The sequence below is a fragment of the Gemmatimonas aurantiaca genome, assembly GCF_037190085.1.
GTDB classification, from domain to species: Bacteria; Gemmatimonadota; Gemmatimonadetes; order Gemmatimonadales; family Gemmatimonadaceae; genus Gemmatimonas; species Gemmatimonas aurantiaca_A.
This window is the reverse complement of the sequence record NZ_JBBCJO010000004.1, coordinates 38293-58096: the sequence shown is the minus strand read 5'-3', so window position 1 is coordinate 58096 and position 19804 is coordinate 38293. Positions and strand designations below refer to the sequence as shown.

General features: G+C 65.8%; 18 protein-coding genes. 12 read left to right on the top strand and 6 right to left on the bottom strand.

Annotated features, from left to right (window positions below; all coding sequences use genetic code 11):
* Positions 1-8: 8 nt before the first annotated feature.
* Both WG208_RS04455 and WG208_RS04450 read left to right on the top strand, forming a co-directional pair.
* Positions 9-2063, top strand: a complete 2055-nt coding sequence (locus WG208_RS04455) for a hypothetical protein (RefSeq protein WP_337170128.1) — start codon at positions 9-11, stop codon at positions 2061-2063.
* 7 nt (positions 2064-2070) lie between these two features.
* Positions 2071-3330, top strand: a complete 1260-nt coding sequence (locus WG208_RS04450; RefSeq protein WP_337170127.1) for a YncE family protein — start codon at positions 2071-2073, stop codon at positions 3328-3330.
* 25 nt (positions 3331-3355) lie between these two features.
* Here WG208_RS04450 and ispG read toward each other — a convergent pair whose 3' ends face one another.
* Positions 3356-4594, bottom strand: a complete 1239-nt coding sequence (gene ispG, locus WG208_RS04445; RefSeq protein ID WP_337170126.1) for a flavodoxin-dependent (E)-4-hydroxy-3-methylbut-2-enyl-diphosphate synthase — start codon at positions 4592-4594, stop codon at positions 3356-3358.
* A gap of 138 nt (positions 4595-4732) precedes the next feature.
* On the opposite strand from ispG, the gene WG208_RS04440 reads away from it, so the two are divergent.
* From WG208_RS04440 to WG208_RS04430, 3 genes are all read left to right on the top strand, one after another.
* A complete protein-coding gene (locus tag WG208_RS04440) occupies positions 4733-5143 on the top strand; it encodes a hypothetical protein (protein WP_337170125.1) in 411 nt (136 codons plus the stop codon).
* Positions 5144-5195: 52 nt separating this feature from the next.
* Positions 5196-5753 (top strand): outer membrane beta-barrel protein, encoded by a 558-nt coding sequence (locus tag WG208_RS04435; RefSeq protein WP_337170124.1) that lies wholly within the window; start codon positions 5196-5198, stop codon positions 5751-5753.
* A gap of 110 nt (positions 5754-5863) precedes the next feature.
* Complete coding sequence (locus WG208_RS04430) at positions 5864-6463, top strand: hypothetical protein (protein ID WP_337170123.1); 600 nt, start codon at positions 5864-5866, stop codon at positions 6461-6463.
* Positions 6464-6553: 90 nt separating this feature from the next.
* On the opposite strand, the gene WG208_RS04425 is transcribed toward WG208_RS04430, so the two are convergent.
* The 5 genes from WG208_RS04425 to argR form a co-directional block, all read right to left on the bottom strand.
* A complete protein-coding gene (locus WG208_RS04425) occupies positions 6554-7096 on the bottom strand; it encodes an outer membrane beta-barrel protein (protein WP_337170122.1) in 543 nt (180 codons plus the stop codon).
* A 290-nt stretch (positions 7097-7386) separates the two neighbouring features.
* On the bottom strand, positions 7387-7986 hold the full coding sequence (locus WG208_RS04420; RefSeq protein WP_337170121.1) for a DUF3332 family protein: 600 nt from the start codon (positions 7984-7986) through the stop codon (positions 7387-7389).
* Positions 7987-8148: 162 nt separating this feature from the next.
* Entirely contained in the window at positions 8149-8862 is a 714-nt protein-coding gene (locus tag WG208_RS04415) for an HAD family phosphatase (protein ID WP_337170120.1), read from the bottom strand.
* Positions 8859-10331 carry an argininosuccinate lyase gene (argH, locus tag WG208_RS04410; protein WP_337170119.1) on the bottom strand — a complete coding sequence of 491 codons (1473 nt, stop codon included), beginning with the start codon at positions 10329-10331 and terminating at the stop codon, positions 8859-8861. The genes WG208_RS04415 and argH overlap by 4 nt, the downstream gene beginning before the upstream one ends.
* 66 nt (positions 10332-10397) lie before the next feature.
* Positions 10398-10859, bottom strand: a complete 462-nt coding sequence (argR, locus tag WG208_RS04405) for an arginine repressor (protein WP_337170118.1) — start codon at positions 10857-10859, stop codon at positions 10398-10400.
* A 117-nt stretch (positions 10860-10976) separates the two neighbouring features.
* Here argR and argC point away from each other — a divergent pair, with 117 nt between their 5' ends.
* The 7 genes from argC (at position 10977) to WG208_RS04370 (ending at position 19799) form a co-directional block, all read left to right on the top strand.
* On the top strand, positions 10977-11996 hold the full coding sequence (gene argC, locus WG208_RS04400; protein WP_337170117.1) for an N-acetyl-gamma-glutamyl-phosphate reductase: 1020 nt from the start codon (positions 10977-10979) through the stop codon (positions 11994-11996).
* A gap of 155 nt (positions 11997-12151) precedes the next feature.
* Positions 12152-12934, top strand: coding sequence for an acetylglutamate kinase (gene argB / locus WG208_RS04395; RefSeq protein ID WP_337170116.1), 783 nt, complete (start codon positions 12152-12154; stop codon positions 12932-12934).
* 5 nt (positions 12935-12939) lie between these two features.
* Positions 12940-14172 (top strand): acetylornithine transaminase, encoded by a 1233-nt coding sequence (locus WG208_RS04390; RefSeq protein WP_337170115.1) that lies wholly within the window; start codon positions 12940-12942, stop codon positions 14170-14172.
* A gap of 2 nt (positions 14173-14174) precedes the next feature.
* The gene (locus WG208_RS04385; protein WP_337170114.1) at positions 14175-14825 is read left to right on the top strand and encodes an FMN-binding negative transcriptional regulator; all 651 of its coding nucleotides are present in this window, start codon (positions 14175-14177) and stop codon (positions 14823-14825) included.
* Positions 14826-15167: 342 nt separating this feature from the next.
* On the top strand, positions 15168-16760 hold the full coding sequence (locus tag WG208_RS04380) for an alkaline phosphatase family protein (RefSeq protein WP_337170113.1): 1593 nt from the start codon (positions 15168-15170) through the stop codon (positions 16758-16760).
* A 95-nt stretch (positions 16761-16855) separates the two neighbouring features.
* The gene (locus tag WG208_RS04375; protein WP_337170112.1) at positions 16856-17443 is read left to right on the top strand and encodes a hypothetical protein; all 588 of its coding nucleotides are present in this window, start codon (positions 16856-16858) and stop codon (positions 17441-17443) included.
* 109 nt (positions 17444-17552) lie between these two features.
* Positions 17553-19799 carry a M28 family metallopeptidase gene (locus WG208_RS04370; protein WP_337170111.1) on the top strand — a complete coding sequence of 749 codons (2247 nt, stop codon included), beginning with the start codon at positions 17553-17555 and terminating at the stop codon, positions 19797-19799.
* The last annotated feature ends 5 nt before the right edge of the window (positions 19800-19804 follow it).

Genomic DNA, 19804 nt, shown 5'->3' with positions numbered 1-19804 from the left:
AGACGGACATGATGCCCCTTTCCCTGCTCGTGATCGCCGCGCTGTTGCCGTCGCCGTCCATCGTGATGCCGGTTGCCGTACCGGCGACGGCGCCGGTCGTACAACCGCCCGCGCAGGGCGCGCGTCTGGTGGTGACACCGGCCGATCCGGTGGTGGTCGCCGAGGATACGCTGCGATTGCGTGCGCAGGTGGTGGACGCGGCCGGTCAGCCCATCGCCAACGCGCAGATCCGTTTCGTGGCGGCCGGCGGGGTGTTCGAAGGCCGCGTCGAACCCGATGGTCTGGTGCATTCGGGATCGACGGGAACGTTGCCGGTGACCGTGGTGGCGCAGATCGTCGGTCAGCCGGCCATCACGCAGCGGGTGGAAGTGCGCATGGTGCCCGGGCCGGCGGCGACGATCACGCTCGACCAGATGCCCACGCGCTTGGTGCCCGGGCAGCGTTTTGTGCTCGTGCCCACGGTGAAGAGCGCCGCCGGTGATGTGCGGCGCGATCGGGTGAACTGGACCAGCAGCAATCCCGCGGCCGTGGCGGTGAACGCCGATGGCATGATCGAAGCCCGGGCCGGCGGACGTGCCGTGCTCACCGGACGTGTGGACCGTGCGTCGATCACGGTGCCGGTGGACGTGGTGACGTCCCGTGTGGCGTCGATGAGCATCACACCGTCTTCACGTGAGGCGCGCACCGGCGATGTGATCCGTTTCCAGGTCACCGCGAAGGATGCCGCGGGGCGCACCATCACCGGTCTGACACCCACGTACAGCTTCAGTCCCGGTCAGGGCATCATCGATCGTGACGGGGCGTTCACGGGTTATGAAGGCGGCACGTACCTCGTGACCGCCACGCTCGGCACGCAGAGCGCCCAGGCGGTGGTGCGTCTCGCGCCGCGCGATGTGCGCCGGCCGGCCACGGTGGTCGGCCGCTTGCCGCGCATGAAGTTCACCACCGAGGAAGTGTGGCTGCACCCCACGCGCGAGATCGCCTACCTCGGCACGGGGTCGGGCGGCGATCGCATGTACACGATCGATATCACCGACAAGACCAGGCCGGTGGTGACCGATTCGATCGTCGAGAACACGCGGCGCGTGAACGACATCATGACCACGCCCGACGGCAAGGCCATGGTGTTCACGCGCGAAGGCGCGAGCGACCGGAAGAACGGGATCGTCATCGCCACGCTCGACGATCCGCTGCATCCGAAGAAGTGCGCGGACTTCACCGACGGACTCACCGGCGGTGTGCACTCCACATTCGTGTACCGGCAGGAGAAGTTCGGCACCCACGTGTATCTCACCAACGACGGCACGGGGGCCTTCCACATCATCGACATCAACGATCCGTGTCAGCCGAAGACGGCCGCGGTGTGGAAGACGCCGCGCCCCGACGCAGGACGTTCGCTGCACGATGTCGATGTGCAGGATGGCCTGGCCTATCTGAGCTACTGGAACGACGGACTCGTCATCCTCGACGTGGGCAATGGTGTGAAGGGTGGCTCGCCCGGCAATCCCCAGCTCGTGTCGCAGTACAAGTACGATCTGAACGATCTCTACCGGCAGGTCGAGGCGTCGGGCGGCCCCGGATTCATCCGGGGCACGCACACGGCGTGGCGTCACAACAACTACGTCTTCATCGCCGACGAAGTGTTTCCCGCGGCGCCGGTGAAGGGCGCGAAGGATGCATCGGCCGGGCGCGCCTACGGGCGACTGCAGGTGCTCGACGTGTCGGACATCGCGAAGCCGAAGAGCGTGGCGTTCTACGAACCGGAGTTCGGCGGTGTGCACAACGTGTGGGTGGCCGGTGACACGCTGTACATGGGCGCCTACAACGCCGGGTTCCGCGCGTTCGACATCTCCGGCGAGCTGCGTGGCGATCTGCGGGCGCAGCAGCGCGAGATGGTGCATGTGAACACGGCCGATCTCGACGGCTTCGTGAAGAACGCGGCGATGACCTGGGGCGTGGTGGTGCGCAATGGGCTGGCGTACGTGAACGACATGTACAACGGCCTCTGGATCGTGCGCATGGAACCCAAGCCCGATCCGAAGAAGAGCGCCATCGTTCCGTGAGGTCACGGTGCGACGATCGAGTGGTCCGTTGAAAGATCGACTGAAAGATTGGCCGAACGATCGGCAGGTCCGTCGCCTCGCGCGGCTGATTGTCGTGGCCGTGACGGCGATGCTCGGGGAAATCGGCGACGCGGGTGCCCAACGGACGTCGACATCTCCGGGCGCGGCAATCGCCGCACCGACGCGCACGTATCGGGCACTCGTGGCCTCCGAGTCGGTGGATCGGGTGGCCGTGATCGAGTTCGGCCCCACCGGCGCGCGCGTCGTGCGCGAGCACGAGGTGGGCGTGATGCTGGCCGATCCCGATGGCCCGCATGGTTTGGCATTCGAACCTGGTGGTGCGCACTACTACGTGACCACCGCGCACGGCACCCCGTATGGCGTGCTCTGGAAATTCGATACGCGTACGAATGCCTATCAGGGGCAGGTGATGCTGGGAAATTTCCCCGCGACCTTGCAGGTGAGCCCCGACGGTCGATCGATCGTGGTGGTGAATTTCAATCTGCACGGCGACATGGTGCCGTCGGATGTATCGGTGGTGCGTGCGGACAGCTTGCAGGAAATCGCACGCATCACCACCTGCACGATGCCTCATGGGTCACGCATGAACAGCACCGGCACACGGCACTACTCGGTGTGCATGATGGACGACCAGCTCGTGGAGATCGATCTCGACGGATTGCAGGTGGCGCGGCATTTCCTGCTCACCAGAGGTCTGGAGCAGGGGATGGCCGGGATGCCACCGCAGCGTACCGCCGCTGGCGTGGGTGCGCACGCCGGGCATGACATGAGCGGTCACGGCCTCGCCCAACCCGCGGCCGGCAGCACGACGTGTTCGCCCACCTGGGCACAGCCGTCGCCGGACGATCGCACGGTGTGGGTGGCGTGCAACGGCACGAGTGATCTCGTGGAGATCGATGTGCCCACGTGGCAGATGCGTCGTCGTATTCCGGCCGGCAACGGCGTCTACAATCTGGCCATCACGCGGGACGGCAAGAAGCTCGTCGCCACCAACAAGCGTGGACAGAGTGTGTCGGTCATCGACACGCAGAGTGGTGCCGTTCTCGCGACATTGCCCACGCAGCGCCGCGTGGTGCATGGTGTCGCGGTCACGTCTGACGACCGCTACGCCTTCGTGAGCGTGGAAGGTGTGGGTAGTGAACCCGGCACGGTCGAGATCATCGATCTCGTGGCGCTCGAGACCGTGGCACGTGTTGATGTCGGGCAGCAGGCCGGCGGGATCGACGTGGTGCCGGACCCGGGGTGAACAGCGGGGGAACGCAGATAGAGCGTCAGACCGCCGAGAGCTGTCCGTACGTCCGCTCCACGTACTCGTTGAGAATCACGAGGAACTCGGCCACGATGCGGTCGCCCTTGAGCGTCGTGAACAGCTTGCCGTCCACGTACACCGGCGCCTTGGGTTCTTCGAACGTGCCCGGCAGGGAGATGCCGATGTTGGCGTGCTTCGACTCGCCCGGACCGTTCACCACGCAACCCATCACGGCGACCTTCATGTCCACCACGCCGGGATACGACGCGCGCCAGAGGGGCATCTGTTCGCGCAGGTAGCCCTGGATGTCTTCGGCCATGTGCTGGAAGAACGAACTGGTCGTGCGCCCGCACCCCGGACAGGCGGTCACCTGCGGCGCGAACGAACGCAGCCCCAGTGACTGCAGGATCTGCTGCGCGACATACACTTCCTCGCGACGGTCACCGCCCGGCTTCGGCGTGAGCGACACACGGATCGTGTCGCCGATACCCTCGGCCAGCAGGATCGACAGTGCCGCCGTCGAGGCGATGACGCCCTTGTTGCCCATGCCGGCTTCGGTGAGGCCGAGGTGCAGCGGATAGTCGCACCGTGTGGCCAGACGGCGGTAACACTCCACCAGATCGGGCACGACGGAGATCTTGGCGCTGACGATGATCTTGTCGTGCGCGAGGCCCACTTCCTCCGCCAGGGCGGCCGAACGCAGGGCGCTTTCCAGCATCGCGTCCATGTAGACATCCTTGGCATCGCGCGGCGTGGCCGACGATGCGTTGGCGTCCATCATCTGCGTGAGCAGATCCTGATCGAGCGAACCCCAGTTGACGCCGATCCGCACGGGCTTGTCATGCTCGATGGCCGCCTGCACGATGGTCGTGAAGTTGGCGTCGCGATGACGGGAGCCCACGTTGCCGGGATTGATGCGGTACTTGTCCAGCGCGGCCGCCGCGGCCGGGTACCTGGTGAGCAGCAGATGCCCGTTGTAGTGGAAGTCGCCGATGATCGGCACGTCCAGTCCACGGTCGGTGAGGCGCTGGCGGATTTCCGGGACCGCCTGTGCGGCCTCGTCGTTGTTGACCGTGATACGGACCTTCTGCGAACCCGCTTCGTACAACGCCGCCACCTGATCGGCCGTCGCGGCGGCGTCCGCGGTATCGGTGTTGGTCATCGATTGCACGACCACGGGCGACCCGGAGCCAACAGGGACACCACGCACGCGGACCGTGACGGTCGGTCGGCGTCGGGCAAATTCGGTGACAGAAGACACGATACTGAAACCCGGTTGAGAGTGAGTTCCGTAAGCTAGCGCGTCCTCAGGGCCTCCCCCAAGTTCCAGCACATGACCGACCCCTCATCCTCTTCAGGCTCGGACGATCCGCCATCCGGTATGGCGTCGGACGATCCCATGTCCCCGGCCATCCCCGCGGCCCCGCGTCGTTCGTTCTTCCGGCGGCACTGGCTGCTGACCACTCTCGCCGTGGTGATCGGCCTTCCGGTGCTCGGACTGGCGGCATGGTCCGCGATCGCCCTGTCCTGGAGTTACTCGGACGGCAAACGTGCCGGTTATGTGCAGAAGATCGCCCGGAAGGGATATGTCTGCAAAACGTGGGAGGGGACATTGTACACGGACATCGCCCGTGGCTTCCGATCCGACAGTTTCACCTTTACCGTGCGGAGCGATTCCCTGGCCCGGGCCCTCGAATCACTCAGCGGCGAACGGGTGTCCGTGTACTACGAACAGCATATCGGATTGCCCTCGTCGTGCTTCGGGGAAACGGAGTACTTCGTGACGCGTGTCGAACGGATCCCTGACTGAGTTCCGGGTTACGAAAACGTATCACCTCAAAATCAACCTCCTGGAGGAGAGCATGAAGCGTGCACTGCGTGCGTTCGGACTGGCGGCGGCTCTGACCGCGCCTGCGGCCCTGGCGGCCCAGACCAGCTCCGACAAGCCGGTGTCGTTTGGCGTCAGCGGCGGTCTTTCGTTGCCCATGGGTGACCTCGGTGACGGGGCGGATGCCGGATATACCGTGGCGGGCCACGTTTTCCTGAAGCCGGCGTCCATGAAGTCCCTGGGCTTCCGCGCCGATGTGAGCTTCGACAAGTGGGGGTCGAAGGTCAGTGACGACCTCAAGCTGCAGAGCCTGGGCTTCGTGGCCAACGCACTCTACGACGTGCCGACGTCGAGCATGGTGAGGCCGTATCTGCTCGGCGGTGTGGGCATGTACAACACCAAGTTCGAGTACAATCTGGGCAGCACGACCGGAACGTCCGATGGCACCACCGACGTGGGCATCCAGGTGGGCGGCGGCCTGCGCTTCCAGCTCTCCGGTTTCTCCACGTTCCTGGAGGCGAAGTACGTGAACGTTTTCCGTGACCCGAGCAGCATGAACTTCCTGCCGATCACCTTCGGCATCCGGTTCTGATCCATCTCCGATCCATCGGTATCGACGAGCGTGCCCTGCGTGCTTCGTGCACGCAGGGCATTTCTCTTGTCGGTCCGTGCACAGCAGCAGCAAGATTTTCCGAGGTTCTCATGCACCATCGTCATCGTCGTCTGATCGCTCGTACCGCAAGCGCCGCCCTGTTGGCTGGCGCCATCACCCTGGCATTGCCGTACGATGTCGCGGCACAGGGCTCCTTGCGGGACCAGACTCGCGCGACCCGCGCCGAAGGGAGTGGTCCCGCCCACATCATTTCGTTCAATCCTTTCCTGCCGTTGTTCGGCTACTTCCAGGGCGAGTACGAGCAGCGCATCAAGTCCAATGTCGCGCTGGCCCTCAGCGGTTCGTACATGAAGCTGGATGATTACCACACGAACCTCGACGCAAAAATCCGGCTCTATCCCCAGGAACGCGCATTGCAGGGACTCGGCGTCGCCGCCGGACTCGGGTACGGCGCGGTACGCCTCGACGAGGACACCTGCGACGATGTCACCTGCCGGAAGAACGACCACACGGAGTCGGCGCCGACGTTCTCGGTGGAAGGACAATACCAATGGCTGCTGGGTAGCAGTCAGGCCACCGCGGTGACGATAGGAGCCGGTGTGAAGCGGTATTTCATCCCAGGTGAACGGGCTCACGGCATCGAGCGCGTGGTGCCCACCATGCGACTCACGATCGGGTACGCGTTCTGATGGTCGTCGGTTGTCGTGCGCACGACACGAAGACGAACGGGGGCGCGTGCTCGAATGCACGCGCCCCCGTTGTCTTCACCCGAAGGTCGATCAGAACTTGAACGAGATGCCGGCGTGGAGGAGCGGGATGTCGCCGAAGCCGATCTGACCATTGACGCCAAGCTTGGAGCCGAGCCAGTAGCGGGCGCCGCCCTGGATGCCGAAGCCGGAATCGGTGCTGCTCGCATCGTAGCCGAAAGAAGACGGGATGTTGGTATCCCACGACCAGTGAACGAAACCAACGCTGGCGCCCGCGTACAGGTCGAGCTTCGGCTGCGATTCGATCGGGAAGTGAATGTTGCCCACCGCCATGATCGGCATGACTTTGTTCGAGCCCTTGAAGCTGCCGTAGGTCTGGCTGTCCTTCACATAGCCGACGAACGCACCGATACCCAGTGTCGCCTTGCCAATGGGGAGCAGACCCCACTCCGCCTGGGCACCCACGCCGGATCCGTTGTAGTCACCACCAGTCAGAAAGTTGATCGAGGCAACACGATCTCCCTTCGTGAACGTCTTGGACTGGGCCGAAGCCGCGAGCGGCAGCGCGGCCACCAGGGCGGCGGCAACGGCGAGGCGGGTAAAACGAGCGGTCATGCACTTCTCCTGAAGCGTGTGGAATCTGTTCTGCTGTGTGATGATGACGAAAGAAGCGGGCAGCAGCGCCCGCGTCAATCAATGCCGCCAAAATCGTCGAGCAGCAAGGGGATGTCGAATGGAGAGGGATGACACGGTGCTGAGAGATCCCGTGTGACAAGCTCAACCAATCGTCCCTCTCCGATTTTCCCGAATCGCACATACGAACGATCCGGGGCCGCATACGGTACGGCATGCGGCCCCGGAAAGATTCATGACGCGTCCGCAATGCGACCGCGGTGCACCACCCGTCAGTACGCGGTGAGGCTGAGGGCGCTCAGGCGCGAGGTGAGTGCGTCCACTTCATCCGCCGTCAGCGTGCGCGGCAGCTGCTTCGTGCCTGCCACCGTGAACTTGCCCGCTTCGTCCACCGTCAGCGTACGCGTTTCGGTGCGACCATCCGCATACGTGATGTTGGCCGTCACCACCGAGGCATCCGCCGCCTGTGACAGCACGGTGCGGCTGTGGAACTGCCCCTTCACTTCCTCTTCGAGGATCATCGTCCGGCCTTCCGCCGAGCGCGTCATCGTCTGCGTGAGCTTCACATCGCCCTTGGCCACCACTTTGACCTTGGTCTCAGGGGCCGAAGCCGACTGCAATGCGGGCTTGCCGGTCCAGAACTCCATGGAGTTGAAGATCACCATGTCCAGCAGACCGGCCACGCCGTAGACCGGCAGGATCACGCCCGTCGCGAGGAAGAAGATCTCCTGCACCCACTTGCCGCCGAGGCCTTTGTTGTAGTTGTACAGCTTGCGGGTGAGCGGGAAACTGGCGAAGCAGGCGGTGTTCGATACCAGCGTGACACCCATCAGGCCGGCGAGTACGAAATTGCGGGGATTCAGGCGACGCATAGGGAAGCTCCTTGGCGTTTGCAGGTCATGACACGGGGAAGATCTCATCCGACAGCGGGCCAAACTTCGTGAATCGCATTCCCGGAGTCAATGTGGTTGGTGGCACCGACACGCACGTCGACACGGTCCCGCCGTCTTAGCGCGACGATTGTAATGTGCCATCTAGCTTCCGGAGACCATCGACGGGATGCCGAGCAGTGATGCGACCTCGTCGAGATGTTCCACCGTCGCCGCTGCGCCCGCGGCCCGCAGCCGCTTCGGGTCGACCAGTTCGGCGTATCCGATCACCACCATGCCAGCAGCGACAGCGGCCTGCACACCCAGGGGACTGTCTTCCACGGCGACCGTACGTGCCGGCGCCGCACCGATGGCACGAGCGGCGTGCAGATACACGTCGGGTGCCGGCTTGGGTCGACCCACCTCCAGGCTGGAGAATCGCCGGTCGACAAAACGCGCCGCGAGACCGGTGGCTCCCAGCGTGGTCTGCATCTTGGTCTGTTCGCCATTCGAGGCCACCGCGTACGGAATTCGTGCTGCGTCGAGTCGGTCGAGCAACGGAACGATTCCCGGCACGGCTGTCACCTCATGGACCAGTGCCGTCGCCACGGTGGCCTGGAAACGCGGAAGCAATTCGTCGGGGGCGGGTCTGCCGAACCGTTCGCCGACAATCTCGAGGCATCGGGCCATCGAGTTGCCCAGATACGTGGCCAGTGATTGTTCGGTGGTGGTGGGCATTCCCAGCTCGGTCAGCAGTTCGGCCCAGACGCGGTTGGTAATGCGTTCACTGTCGACCAACACACCGTCGCAGTCGAAGACCACACCCTCCAACCGCGCGACGAGTGGTACGCCTTCCGCCACACCGATCCCACCGCTCATGCCGGTATCGCCAGACTGGCCCGCGCCTGTTCGACCTGGCGCGCCACCGCGTTCGGACCCGTTCCTCCGTCGATGTCACGGGCGGCCAGCGACGCTTCGGCGCCCAACGCTTCGCGCGCATCGGCGCCGAAGAGCGCATGCGCCCGGGCAAAGGCTTCCGTCGGCAGGTCGGTCATCTCGATGTTGGCTTCCTCGGCCTGACGCACGAGCGAACCGACGGCGCCGTGGGCTTCGCGGAACGTGGCGCCGCGCTTCACGAGATAGTCGGCCAGATCGGTGGCCATCATCGCGCTCGAAACGGCGGCGCGCATGCGCGTGCGGTCGAATCGCAATTCACTCACCGCACCGGCCATGGCCGGCAGCACGAGGAACAGCAGGTCGACTGCGTTGAACAGCGCCCGTTTGTCGTCCTGCAGATCCTTGCTGTAACCGCTGGGCAGTCCCTTGATGGTGCCCAGCAACGAGACGAGATCGCCAAGGACCCGCGCGCCCGATCCACGGGCCAGTTCGAAGACATCGGGATTGCGCTTCTGCGGCATCATGCTGCTGCCGGTGGAGAAGCCGTCGCCGAACTTCACGAACCCGAATTCGCTCGAGCCGTAGATGATCAGGTCCTCGGCGATGCGCGAGCAGTGCAGCGCCGTCATCGTGCAGGCGAAGAGCGTTTCGGCGATGAAATCGCGATCGCCCGTGGCGTCGATGGAGTTGGGCGAGATGGCGACGAAGCCCAGGGATTCCTTGAGCAACGTGCGCGGCACGGGGAACGCCGAGCCGGCAATGGCGCCGGAGCCGAGCGGCAGGATGGCCGCCCCCCGTTCGGCATTCGCCAGACGTGTGCGGTCACGATCGAGCGGCCAGAAATGCGAGAGCAGCCAATGTGTGCCACTCACCGGCTGGGCGCGCTGGAGATGTGTGTAGGCGGGCAGGATCGTGTCGGTGAGCGATTCGGCCTGCGTGAGCAACGCCTGCTGCAGCTCACGGATGGCCGCATCGAGACGGCGACAGGCGTCCATCGTCCAGAGACGCGAGGCCGTGGCCACCTGATCGTTGCGTGAACGACCCGTGTGCAGCTTGGAGGCCACCGTGCCGGCCTCCTCGTGCAACAACCGATCGATCATCGTGTGGATGTCTTCGTCCGTCGCGATGGGTTGCGCGCCATCGGCGAGGCGCTGTGCCACCCGATCGAGACCGTGCTGCAGCGCGAGGCTCTCCTCCGGTGTGAGCACCCCGGCCTGGCCGAGTCCCGCGGCCCAGGCTTTGGAGAGACGCACATCGTGCGGCCAGAGACGGAAGTCGGTGCCGATGGAGCGGTTGATGGCATCGAGCAGCGGCGAAGGGCCGCCGGCGAACCGGCCGCCCCAGAGCTTGTGGGTGCCGTCGTGGGAGCCCGCCTGAGCGCCGCTGGCGGTGCCGTTGGCGGTGCCGTTGGCGGTGCCGCCGGATTCGGACGAAGCGTGAGAAGCAGTCATGGCGCGGAAATCTAGCAATCGAGGTCTGGCGGTCGCGATTCGGTGGTCGCGACTCGTGGTCGCGATTCAGCGGTCGATGTAGGTGCGGAGCTTGCGGAGCACGCGCTCCCGTCCGTCGGCGCTGCGGCAGATGATGAGGACGGTGTCGTCGCCGGCGATCGTGCCGGCCACGTCCGGCCATTCGAGCTGATCGAGGGCCTCGGCCACCGGCTGGGCCCCGGATTTCATGGTGCGGGCCACCACCAGCACCTGAACGCCCTCCACGCCCACGAGGAGTTCGGGCAGCATGCGTTCGAGACGGGCCAGCGCCTGATCCCCGTTGGTGTGTTCCGGGAAGGTGTATCGGGCGCGTCCCTGGCCATCGGGAATGCGGGCCAGCCGCAACTCCCGCAGATCGCGGGAGAGCGTGGACTGTGTGACGTCCCATCCGCGCCGGGTCAGTTGCAGGCGCAACTCCTCCTGACTGGCCACCGCGTGTGCGGTGACGATCTCACGTATGGCCTGCTGTCGGTCGCGCTTGTCGGACACGGCAACTCCGGGATAAGGCGATGTCGATGGGAGATTGACACCGCGAGTTTGCAAAATTATGCATTAATTGTGCATAACATGCCGGTCCCTATGCAACCGTCTTCCGTTTCACCGAACGTGCCCGACTTGTCTTCGTCACCGACTTACCGCGTGGGGGTGCTGGGCGCCTCCGGCTACTCCGGTCGTGAGCTGTGTGCGCTCGTGATCGGACATCCGCAGCTCACGCTCGCCTTCGCCACGGCCAATACGCAGCGCGGCACCACGCTGCGCGTGCGGGCGGGTGGCGTGGTGCACGACGTGCCGCTCATCGCGCCCGAGGAGGCCGATCTGGCGGCTGTGGATCTCGTATTCGCGGCGCTGCCGCATGGCGCGTCGGCCGAATGGGTGGGCCGTGTGATCGCCGCCGGCGCGCGCGTGGTGGATCTCTCCAGCGATCTGCGTCCGGGGCATGGCGGCACCACACATGCGCTGCCCGATGGTGTGCCCGCGGACGCGCCCTATGGCATGCCGGAGCTGTTCCGCGCGCCGTTGCATGGCGCGCGCACGGTGGCCAATCCCGGGTGTTATGCGACGAGTGTGCTGGTGGCGCTGGCGCCGCTGGCCAAGGCCGGACTGATCGCGTCCGGTGGGACGGTGAGCATCGCGGCGGCGAGTGGTGTGAGTGGGGCCGGGGCATCGCCCAAGCTCGAGTACCTGTTTGCCGAAGTCACCGAGAACTATCGCGCGTATGGTGTGGGCAATGCCCATCGTCATCTGTTCGAGATGCGCGACACGCTCACCAAACTCGGCGCCGACTGCGATCTGCTGTTCACGCCGCACCTGCTGCCGGTGGATCGGGGCATTCTCTCCACGATCACCGTGCCGCTGACGCGCACGCTCACCGATCCGCTCGAACCATTCCGCGCCATGTACGCCGACGAGCCATTCGTGGAACTCACGAACGGATTGCCGGCACTGGCCGACGTGCAGCATCGCAATGTGGTGCGCATCGGCGCGGTCACGCCCACCGGCATGCGCCACCCCACGCTGCTGGTGTTCAGCGCGATCGACAATCTGGTGAAGGGCGCCGCGGGCCAGGCGGTGCAGAACGCGAATCTCATGCTGGGGTTGCCGGAGACGGCGGGGTTGCAGCGGTAACGGCCGTTCCGGGTCGTGGGGAGCTGGGTTTGGGGTGAACTGCCGGGTGACGGGTCGCGGGGTTCGCGCCGCGGGTCACCACCACCCGCAACCCATCACTCACAACCCGGTTGTTCACCCCCAACCCACCACCCCACACCCCACAACTCCGTCCGATGCTCGTCGTCAAACTCGGTGGTCGCACCCAGAACGATCCCGCACTTCCCGCCGCACTCGCGGCGCTCTGGCAACAATCGGGGCGCCGGTTGGTGGTCGTGCATGGCGGCGGCGATCAGATCAGCGCGTTGCAGCGTCTGCGCGGCGAGGAGCCGGTGTTCATCGGTGGACGCCGGGTGACCACGGACACCGCGCTCGAACTCGTGCGCATGGTGCTGTCGGGGCTGGCCAACAAGCAGATGGTGTCGGCGCTGGTGGCGGCGGGCGCACCGGCGGTGGGCATCAGCGGTGAGGATGCAGGTTTGCTGCGCGCCACGCCCATCGATGCCGCCACGTTCGGTCATTCGGGCACGCCGGCCCGTGTCGATCCCGCCGTGGTGCGGGCGTTGCTCGATGCCGGTTACCTGCCCGTGATCTCCCCGGTGGCGGCCCGTGACGACGTCGCGGTGGCTGGTGCGTACAACGTGAATGGTGACGACGCGGCCGCGGCGATCGCGGCCGCCCTGGGCGCGGACGAACTGTTTCTCATGGCCGATGTGCCCGGTGTGCTCGATGCCGCGAAAACACTCGTGCCGCGGCTCACGCTCGACGAAACGCAGGCCCTCGTGGCCAGTGGTGTTGCCGGTGGCGGCATGGCCGCCAAGCTCGACGCCTGCGCCGCGGCGCTGGCGGGTGGTGTGTCCCGGGTGCGGATCGGGGATCTCGCCGCACTCACCGTTCCCAGTGCGGGAACCGCGATCGTTGCGCGCGCCGACGCAACGGATGCCGTCTCTTCCAGGTAGCTGCCATGACTTCGACGATGCCCTCGCCCGCTCCCGCGACCGCGTTCACTCCGACGCCGGCCGTGGAACCGACGACGTTGCCCGCCATCCTGGGCACGTACAAGCGACAGGCGCCCCTCTTCGTCCGAGGTGAAGGCGTCTACATGATCGACGAGTCGGGGAAGCGCTATCTCGACTTTGTCGCCGGCATCGCCGTGTCTTCCCTGGGCCACGCCGACGCCGGTGTGATGCAGGCGATGCAGGAGGCGATGGCCCAAGGGCTCATCCACACCTCCAATCTCTATCGCACCGCACCTGGCGAAGCGCTGGCGGCGTGGCTCGTGTCGCATTCGTTCGCCAGCAGTGTGTTCTTCGCCAACTCCGGCGCCGAAGCCAACGAAGGCGCGTTCAAGTTCGCGCGGCGCTGGGCCAAGAGCACGGGACATCAGGCCAAACACGAACTCATCGCGTTGCGCGGTTCGTTCCATGGTCGCATGCCCGGCACGCTCGCGGCCACCGATCGGCCGGCGTATCGGCTGCCGTTCCGTCCGCTCATGGGTGGCGTCACGATCGTCGAACGGGATCTCGACGAACTGCGCGCCGTGCTCGATCCGGAAACCGCGGCCGCGGTGATCGTGGAGCCCGTGCAGGGCGAGGGCGGGGTGCGCATCGTCGACGCCGAGTTCCTGCGCGGTCTGCGCGCGCTCACGCGCGAGCGGAACGTGCTGCTCATCCTCGACGAGATCCAGTGTGGCCTTGGCCGCACCGGATCGCTCTTCGCCTACGAGCAGCTCGGCTTCGAACCGGACATGCTCACCATCGCCAAGCCCATTGCGAACGGACTGCCCATGGGCGCGATTCTGGTGAACGACACCGTGGCGCGCGTCATGCAGCCGGGTGATCACGGCACGACCTTCGGTGGCGGTCCGCTGGTCGCGCACGTGGCGCATCATGTGGTGCAGCGGCTCGCCGATCCGGCCCTGCTGCAGCATGTCCGGGAGACGGGGGCCTGGTTCGGTGAACAGTTGCAGGGCATCGCCGAACGCACCGGCGCCGTGCGCGCCATTCGCGGCACGGGCCTCATGTGGGGCATGGACGTGCACGAACCCGCGGCGGCGGTGATCGCCCGTGCGTTCGACCAGGGGCTGTTGCTCGTGAGTGCCGGTGAGCACACGCTGCGCTTCCTGCCGCCGCTGGTCATCAGCCGTGAAGAGCTGGCAAAGGGGCTGGCGATTCTCGAAGGCGCGATCAAGGCCTGATCGTGTACATCCCCGCCTCGTTCCGGGAGTCGGATCGTGCGGTGCTGTTCGACTTCCTCGAAGCGCATGCGCTCGGCGCGCTCATTTCCGGCGCGCCGGGCGGGGAGACGGCCCTGTATGCCACGCATCTTCCGCTCTGGCTCGATCGGGAGCGCGGCGTGCTGGAAGGACATCTGGCGCTGGCCAATCCACACGCGAAGCACCTGACGCAGTTGGACGCCGGCGCGCAGGTGCTGGTGATCTTCACCGGTCCGGATGCGTACATCTCGCCGGGGTGGTATCCCGGCAAGCACGAGCATGGCAAAGCCGTGCCCACGTGGAACTACATCGCCGTGCATGTGCATGGCACGTTCCGGATGCGCGACGACCGGGAGTTCCTGATGACGCATCTCGAACGGCTCACCACGGTGCACGAGGCGACGCAGTCGCCGTCCTGGACGATGGCCGAGGCGCCCGCGGCGTATATCGAGCAGATGGCGCGCGCGATCGTGGGTATCGAGATCTCGATCGATGTCCTCGAGGGCAAGTTCAAGATGAGCCAGAACCGATCGGACGCCGATATCGACGGTGTGGTCCGCGGACTGTCCGCATCGCCCGATGCGACCGCGCACGAAGTCGCGGCGCACGTGGCCGCACGCAAACCGGTGCGCTGAATCCCGACGCGCCGCGCGACGTTCGTGTGATGTTGGCGCGGCGTTCTTGCCAGGTTGCGCCGGTGGCTCAATATTGTTTCCACCTTCACGTGCCTCCGTGAACGGTGCGGTCTCCTCACGCAGTGCGCATCGTGCGTGCCATTGCGTGTCGACACCGCGCAGCGTACCAGCCCGCGTGGCTCGATCACCGGCGGTGCAGGCCCTGTCCTGGCGCGTCGATCCGGCGGCGCGCACGAGGCCGGACGGGGCCGCCGGTGTACTGCCCGTATCATGTCTGTTTCGTATTCGATTCGTATTGGGCCGGCGTGAGTTCCGGTGTGTACCCGGGTGTACCTTACCGGTATGCGCACTCTCCGTTGCCTCCTCCGGCGTGCGACCATCGGGATCGCCGCTGCGGCGCTCTCAGTCCCTGCCGCCGCTCAGACCAAGCCGACGCTCGTCGTTCAGATCACGGTCGACCAGCTCCGTCCGGATTACCTCGATCGTTTCCGCCACCAGTTCACCGGCGGCTTCAAGCGTCTGCTCGATCAGGGAGCGTTTTTCACCCAGGCGTTTCACGATCACGCCGTCACCGAGACCGCGCCGGGGCATGCAACCCTCTGGTCGGGACGCTTTCCGTCGCACACCGGTGTGGTGCTGAATGAAATCGGAGTCGCCGACCCGCAGTCGCCGCTGCTGTTCGGACGGGGCGGCGGTGCTTCACCCTATCGGTTCCGCGGTTCGGCGTTCTTCGACTGGGTGCGTACGCGCGATCAGTTCAGTCGGGCGCTGTCGGTGTCCCGCAAGGACCGCGGCGCCATCCTGCCCATCGGAAAGGCCAAACAGCAGGCCTACTGGTATTCGCTCGATGGCGGGTTCACCACCAGCCGCTATTTCGGCGATACGCTGCCCACCTGGGTGCAGCGCTTCAACGCACGCGATGTCACCGCGAAGTACCTCGGCACCGAATGGAACCTGCTGCTGCCGGAGTCCGAATACCCCGAACCCGATTCGGTGTCCGTCGAACATGGCGGTCGCGATTTCACCTTCCCGCACACCCTGTCCGCCGACCGTCGGCAGGGCACCTTCCAGTTCACGGACTTTCCGTGGATGGACGAGATCACGGTGGACATGGCGCTCGAGGGCGTGCACGCGCTGGAGCTGGGTAAAGGCCCCAGCACCGATGTGCTCTCCGTGTCGCTGTCCACCGTCGATGCGATCGGTCACGCCTACGGCCCGTTGTCGCGTGAACTGCACGATCAGATCCTGCGCACCGACCGGGCCCTGGGGCGTCTCATCGATTCGCTGTACAAACTGCGGGATTCCAGTCGCATCGTTTTTGCGCTCGGCGCCGACCACGGCGTCACACCGCTTCCTGAGCTGGCCTTCAAGGGCGACGATCCGAATCGCGGTCGCGTGGACGTCCGTCCGGTGATGGATGCGGCCCGCAGCGGTCTCGCGGCACGCGGCGTGGAAGGTGATGCCCTGGTGTTGCAGTCGGGTGTCATCATGCTCGACCAGCCGCGGCTCAGGGCCAAAGGCGTGAACGCCGATTCGGTGGTGACCGCCTTGCGCGCCGCCCTGCTCAAACTGCCCGGCATGGCGCGGGTGGACCGGGTGAGCACGTTGGCGGCCAATGCGGCCAGGGGCGACAAGATCGCGCGACGCTGGCTGCACTCGGTGCCGCCGGACATCCAGGCGGTGCTGACGGTGACGTTCAAGGAGGGCTACTACTGGGTCACCACCCGGTATTCCACGCACGGCAGTCCGTACGATCTCGATGCACATATCCCGGTCCTCTTCATGGGACCGATGATCAAACCGGGACGCTACAACCAGCCCATCCGCTCGGTGGACGTCGCGCCGACGCTGGCCGAGATCGTGGGCGTGGAGCCCATCGAACCCATCGACGGCAAAGTGCTGCGCATGATTCTCCCGGCCTCCACCGGGCGCTGAGTTCCGTCCCATCCGGTAGACGACCGGACGGCAGGCGCCGTACGGGTATCATCCAGGCGCTGTACAGCGGCCCGGCGTATCGGAATCTTTCAGGTATGTCCATCGAACGCGCGTTCGACGAACTCCGTTTCGGAGCGAATCGGATTCTCAATCTCCGGGCCCTGCAGCCCACCGCGCTGCAGGCCACGGCGCTCTGCGAGCGATGGCTGCGCGAACAGCAGGTGCTGGGGGTGGACGAAGCGCTCGTCATCACGGGACGGGGCAACAACAGCGTGGACGGCTATTCGCCGGTACGCGAAGCGGTCGTGCGGTTGCTGCCATCGCTGCGTCGGCGGAATGTCATAGCCGGATACGCGGAGCACACGGCTGGCTCGTTCGTGGTGACGTTCGCACCCGTGCGGGCGCTGTTCGAGGTGCCGCGCCGGCGCCGGGAAAGAGCGCCGGCGCCTGTGCACCCCCCGACCCTCGCGGCGCTCGACGAGGAAACCGTCCGGCAGCTCCGAGACGTGGCCGTGCTGTCCCTGGCAGTGCTCGGTGTGCAGGCGCCCACGCGCGCCCAGCTCGAGGATGAAATGCAGCGGCAGTTCGCCGCGCTTTCCGCGGCGCTCCCGGACAACGGTGATCGGGAGGCCTTGTTGCAGCAGGCGTTGCTCCGCGCGGCCGAGGAATACGAGGCGGACTGACGACTCCCGGGGCGCGTGAGCGGTGAGGCTTCTCCGCGAACCAAGCCTTGCGAGCGGCCGGAAAAGCGACGAGCGTCCGGAGATTCCTCCCAACCCTCCGGAGTGCTCCGTGTTCGTTTCCTCCTCCGCCCGCCGCATGCATCAACGCGGCAGCGATTGCCTCTCCCATCGTGGGCATCCCGCGTTGCCTATTGCGTTGCTTCCGGCATTGCATCGCGCCTTGCCCGTGGTGGCGTCCGCGATCATGCTCGGGTTGGCGCTCCCGGTGCCCGGCATCGTCCAGGCACAGGCCGGTGCGTTGCCCACCATTCCTGGCTACGCACCAGCCACGGCGGCAGCGCAGCGGCAGCTCGAACAACAGGCCATCGGCGGCCCGTTGCCTACGCGTGCGCAGGCCCATTCGGCAACATTGTCGCGCGAACCGCATGTGGCGGGCACACCCGCTCAGGTCCGCACGCGCGACTATGTCATCGAGCAGATGAAGGCGATGGGACTCGAGACCGAAGTGCGCACGTACGATGTGTGGCTGCCTCATGCCACCAGCGTGAAGATCACGCGTATGGGACGTGACACGGTGGCGCTGGATCTGGCGGAGCCGCCCATCGCGAGCGATCCCGCCACGCAGTTGCCGCAGTATCCCACGGCGAACGGTTCCACCGGCGAAGGCGTCGGCGAAGGCGAGCTGGTGTTCGTCAACTTCGGTCTGATCGAAGACTACGCCACGCTCGATTCGCTGGGCGTGTCGGTGAAGGGCAAGGTCGTGCTGGCGCGATATGGCCGGAGTTTCCGCGGTATCAAGGCGCGGGAAGCGGAGAAGCGCGGCGCGGTGGCGCTGCTCATCTACACCGACCCGCTCGACGATGGATTCGTGCAGGGCGACATCTATCCGGATGGACCGATGCGGCCGTTGCGCGGTCTGCAGCGCGGCAGTGTGTTCAACGGCACCGGCGATCCGCTCACGCCAGGGTATGCGAGCAAGCCCGGCGCGCCGCGCCTCAAGCCCGAAGAGACTCCACTGCCGAAGATTCCCGTCGTCCCGGTGAGTGCCTACAACGCTGAACAGTTGCTGGCGCAGGTCCGGGGAACGGACATCCCGCGCAACTGGCAAGGCGGCATGGGCCTGCGTTATCACGTTGGGCCCGGACCGGTGCGCGTGAAAGTGGAGGTGGTCACCGACGCGGCCACGCGGGGCACGAAACAGATCCACAACACGCTGGGGTATCTGCGTGGTACGGAGTATCCCGACCAGTACATCTACATCGGTGGGCATCGCGACTCGTGGGGACCGGGCGCGGCCGACAACATCAGCGGCACGGTGAGTGTGCTCGAAGCGGCCAATGCGCTCGCCGATATGGCCAGGAAGGGACTGCGTCCCAAGCGTACGATCGTATTTGCCACGTGGGACGCCGAGGAGTGGGGGCTGGTGGGCAGCACCGAATACGTCGAGGACGATTCGTTGCGCCTCAAGAAGGGCGCGATCGCCTATCTCAATCAGGACGTGTCGGCGCAGGGTTCGCAGTTCGGTGGTGGCGGAACCCCGTCGTTGCGGGCGGTGCTGCGCGATATCGTGAAGAGTGTGCCCGATCCCAAGGGACGGGGTTCGGTGTATCAGGCGTGGCGGCTCACGTCGGGCACCCGTGCCGATTCGCTGGAGCCCGGCATGGGTGATCCGGGTGGTGGCAGCGACTTCGCCGGTTTCTACAATCACTTCGGCATTCCCACCGCCGACTGGGGATTTGGCGGACCGGCCGGCACGTACCATTCGGCGTACGACACCTATGCATGGATGGAACGGTTCGGCGATCCAGGCTTCCTGTATCATGCGGCGTCCGGTCGCATCGGCGCGGCGATGGCGCTGCGTCTGGCCAACGCGGAAGTGCTGCCGTACGACTACGCGGAGTTTGCCAACACGATGCTGCGGTACATCGCGCCGGTGGAACGTGGGCTGAAGCAGAAAGGGTGGAACACGGCGGCCGTGACGCCGCTCACCGCGGCCATCACCCGGCTCGGTCAGGCGGCCACGCAGTTCGCCGGCGCGCGTGATGCCGCGCTGGCCAAGGGCGTGAGCAAGGCGCAGAAGGATGCGGCCAATACGGCGCTGCTGTCGGTGGAGCGGGGGTTCGCCCGCGATGCCGGTCTCAAGAGTCGCCCCTGGTATCGCACGCTCATCTATGCGGCCGACGTCGACAACGGCTATTCGTCGATGGTGTTTCCGGGCGTGAACGAAGCCATCCGGTATGGCACACAGGCGGAGACCACGGCGGAGATCGCCGATCTCGTGCAGCGTTTCGACAATGCGACCGCGGCGATGAATCGCGCGCGTGCCGCACTCGAAACGCCGCCGGCCCGTCGCTGATCCGC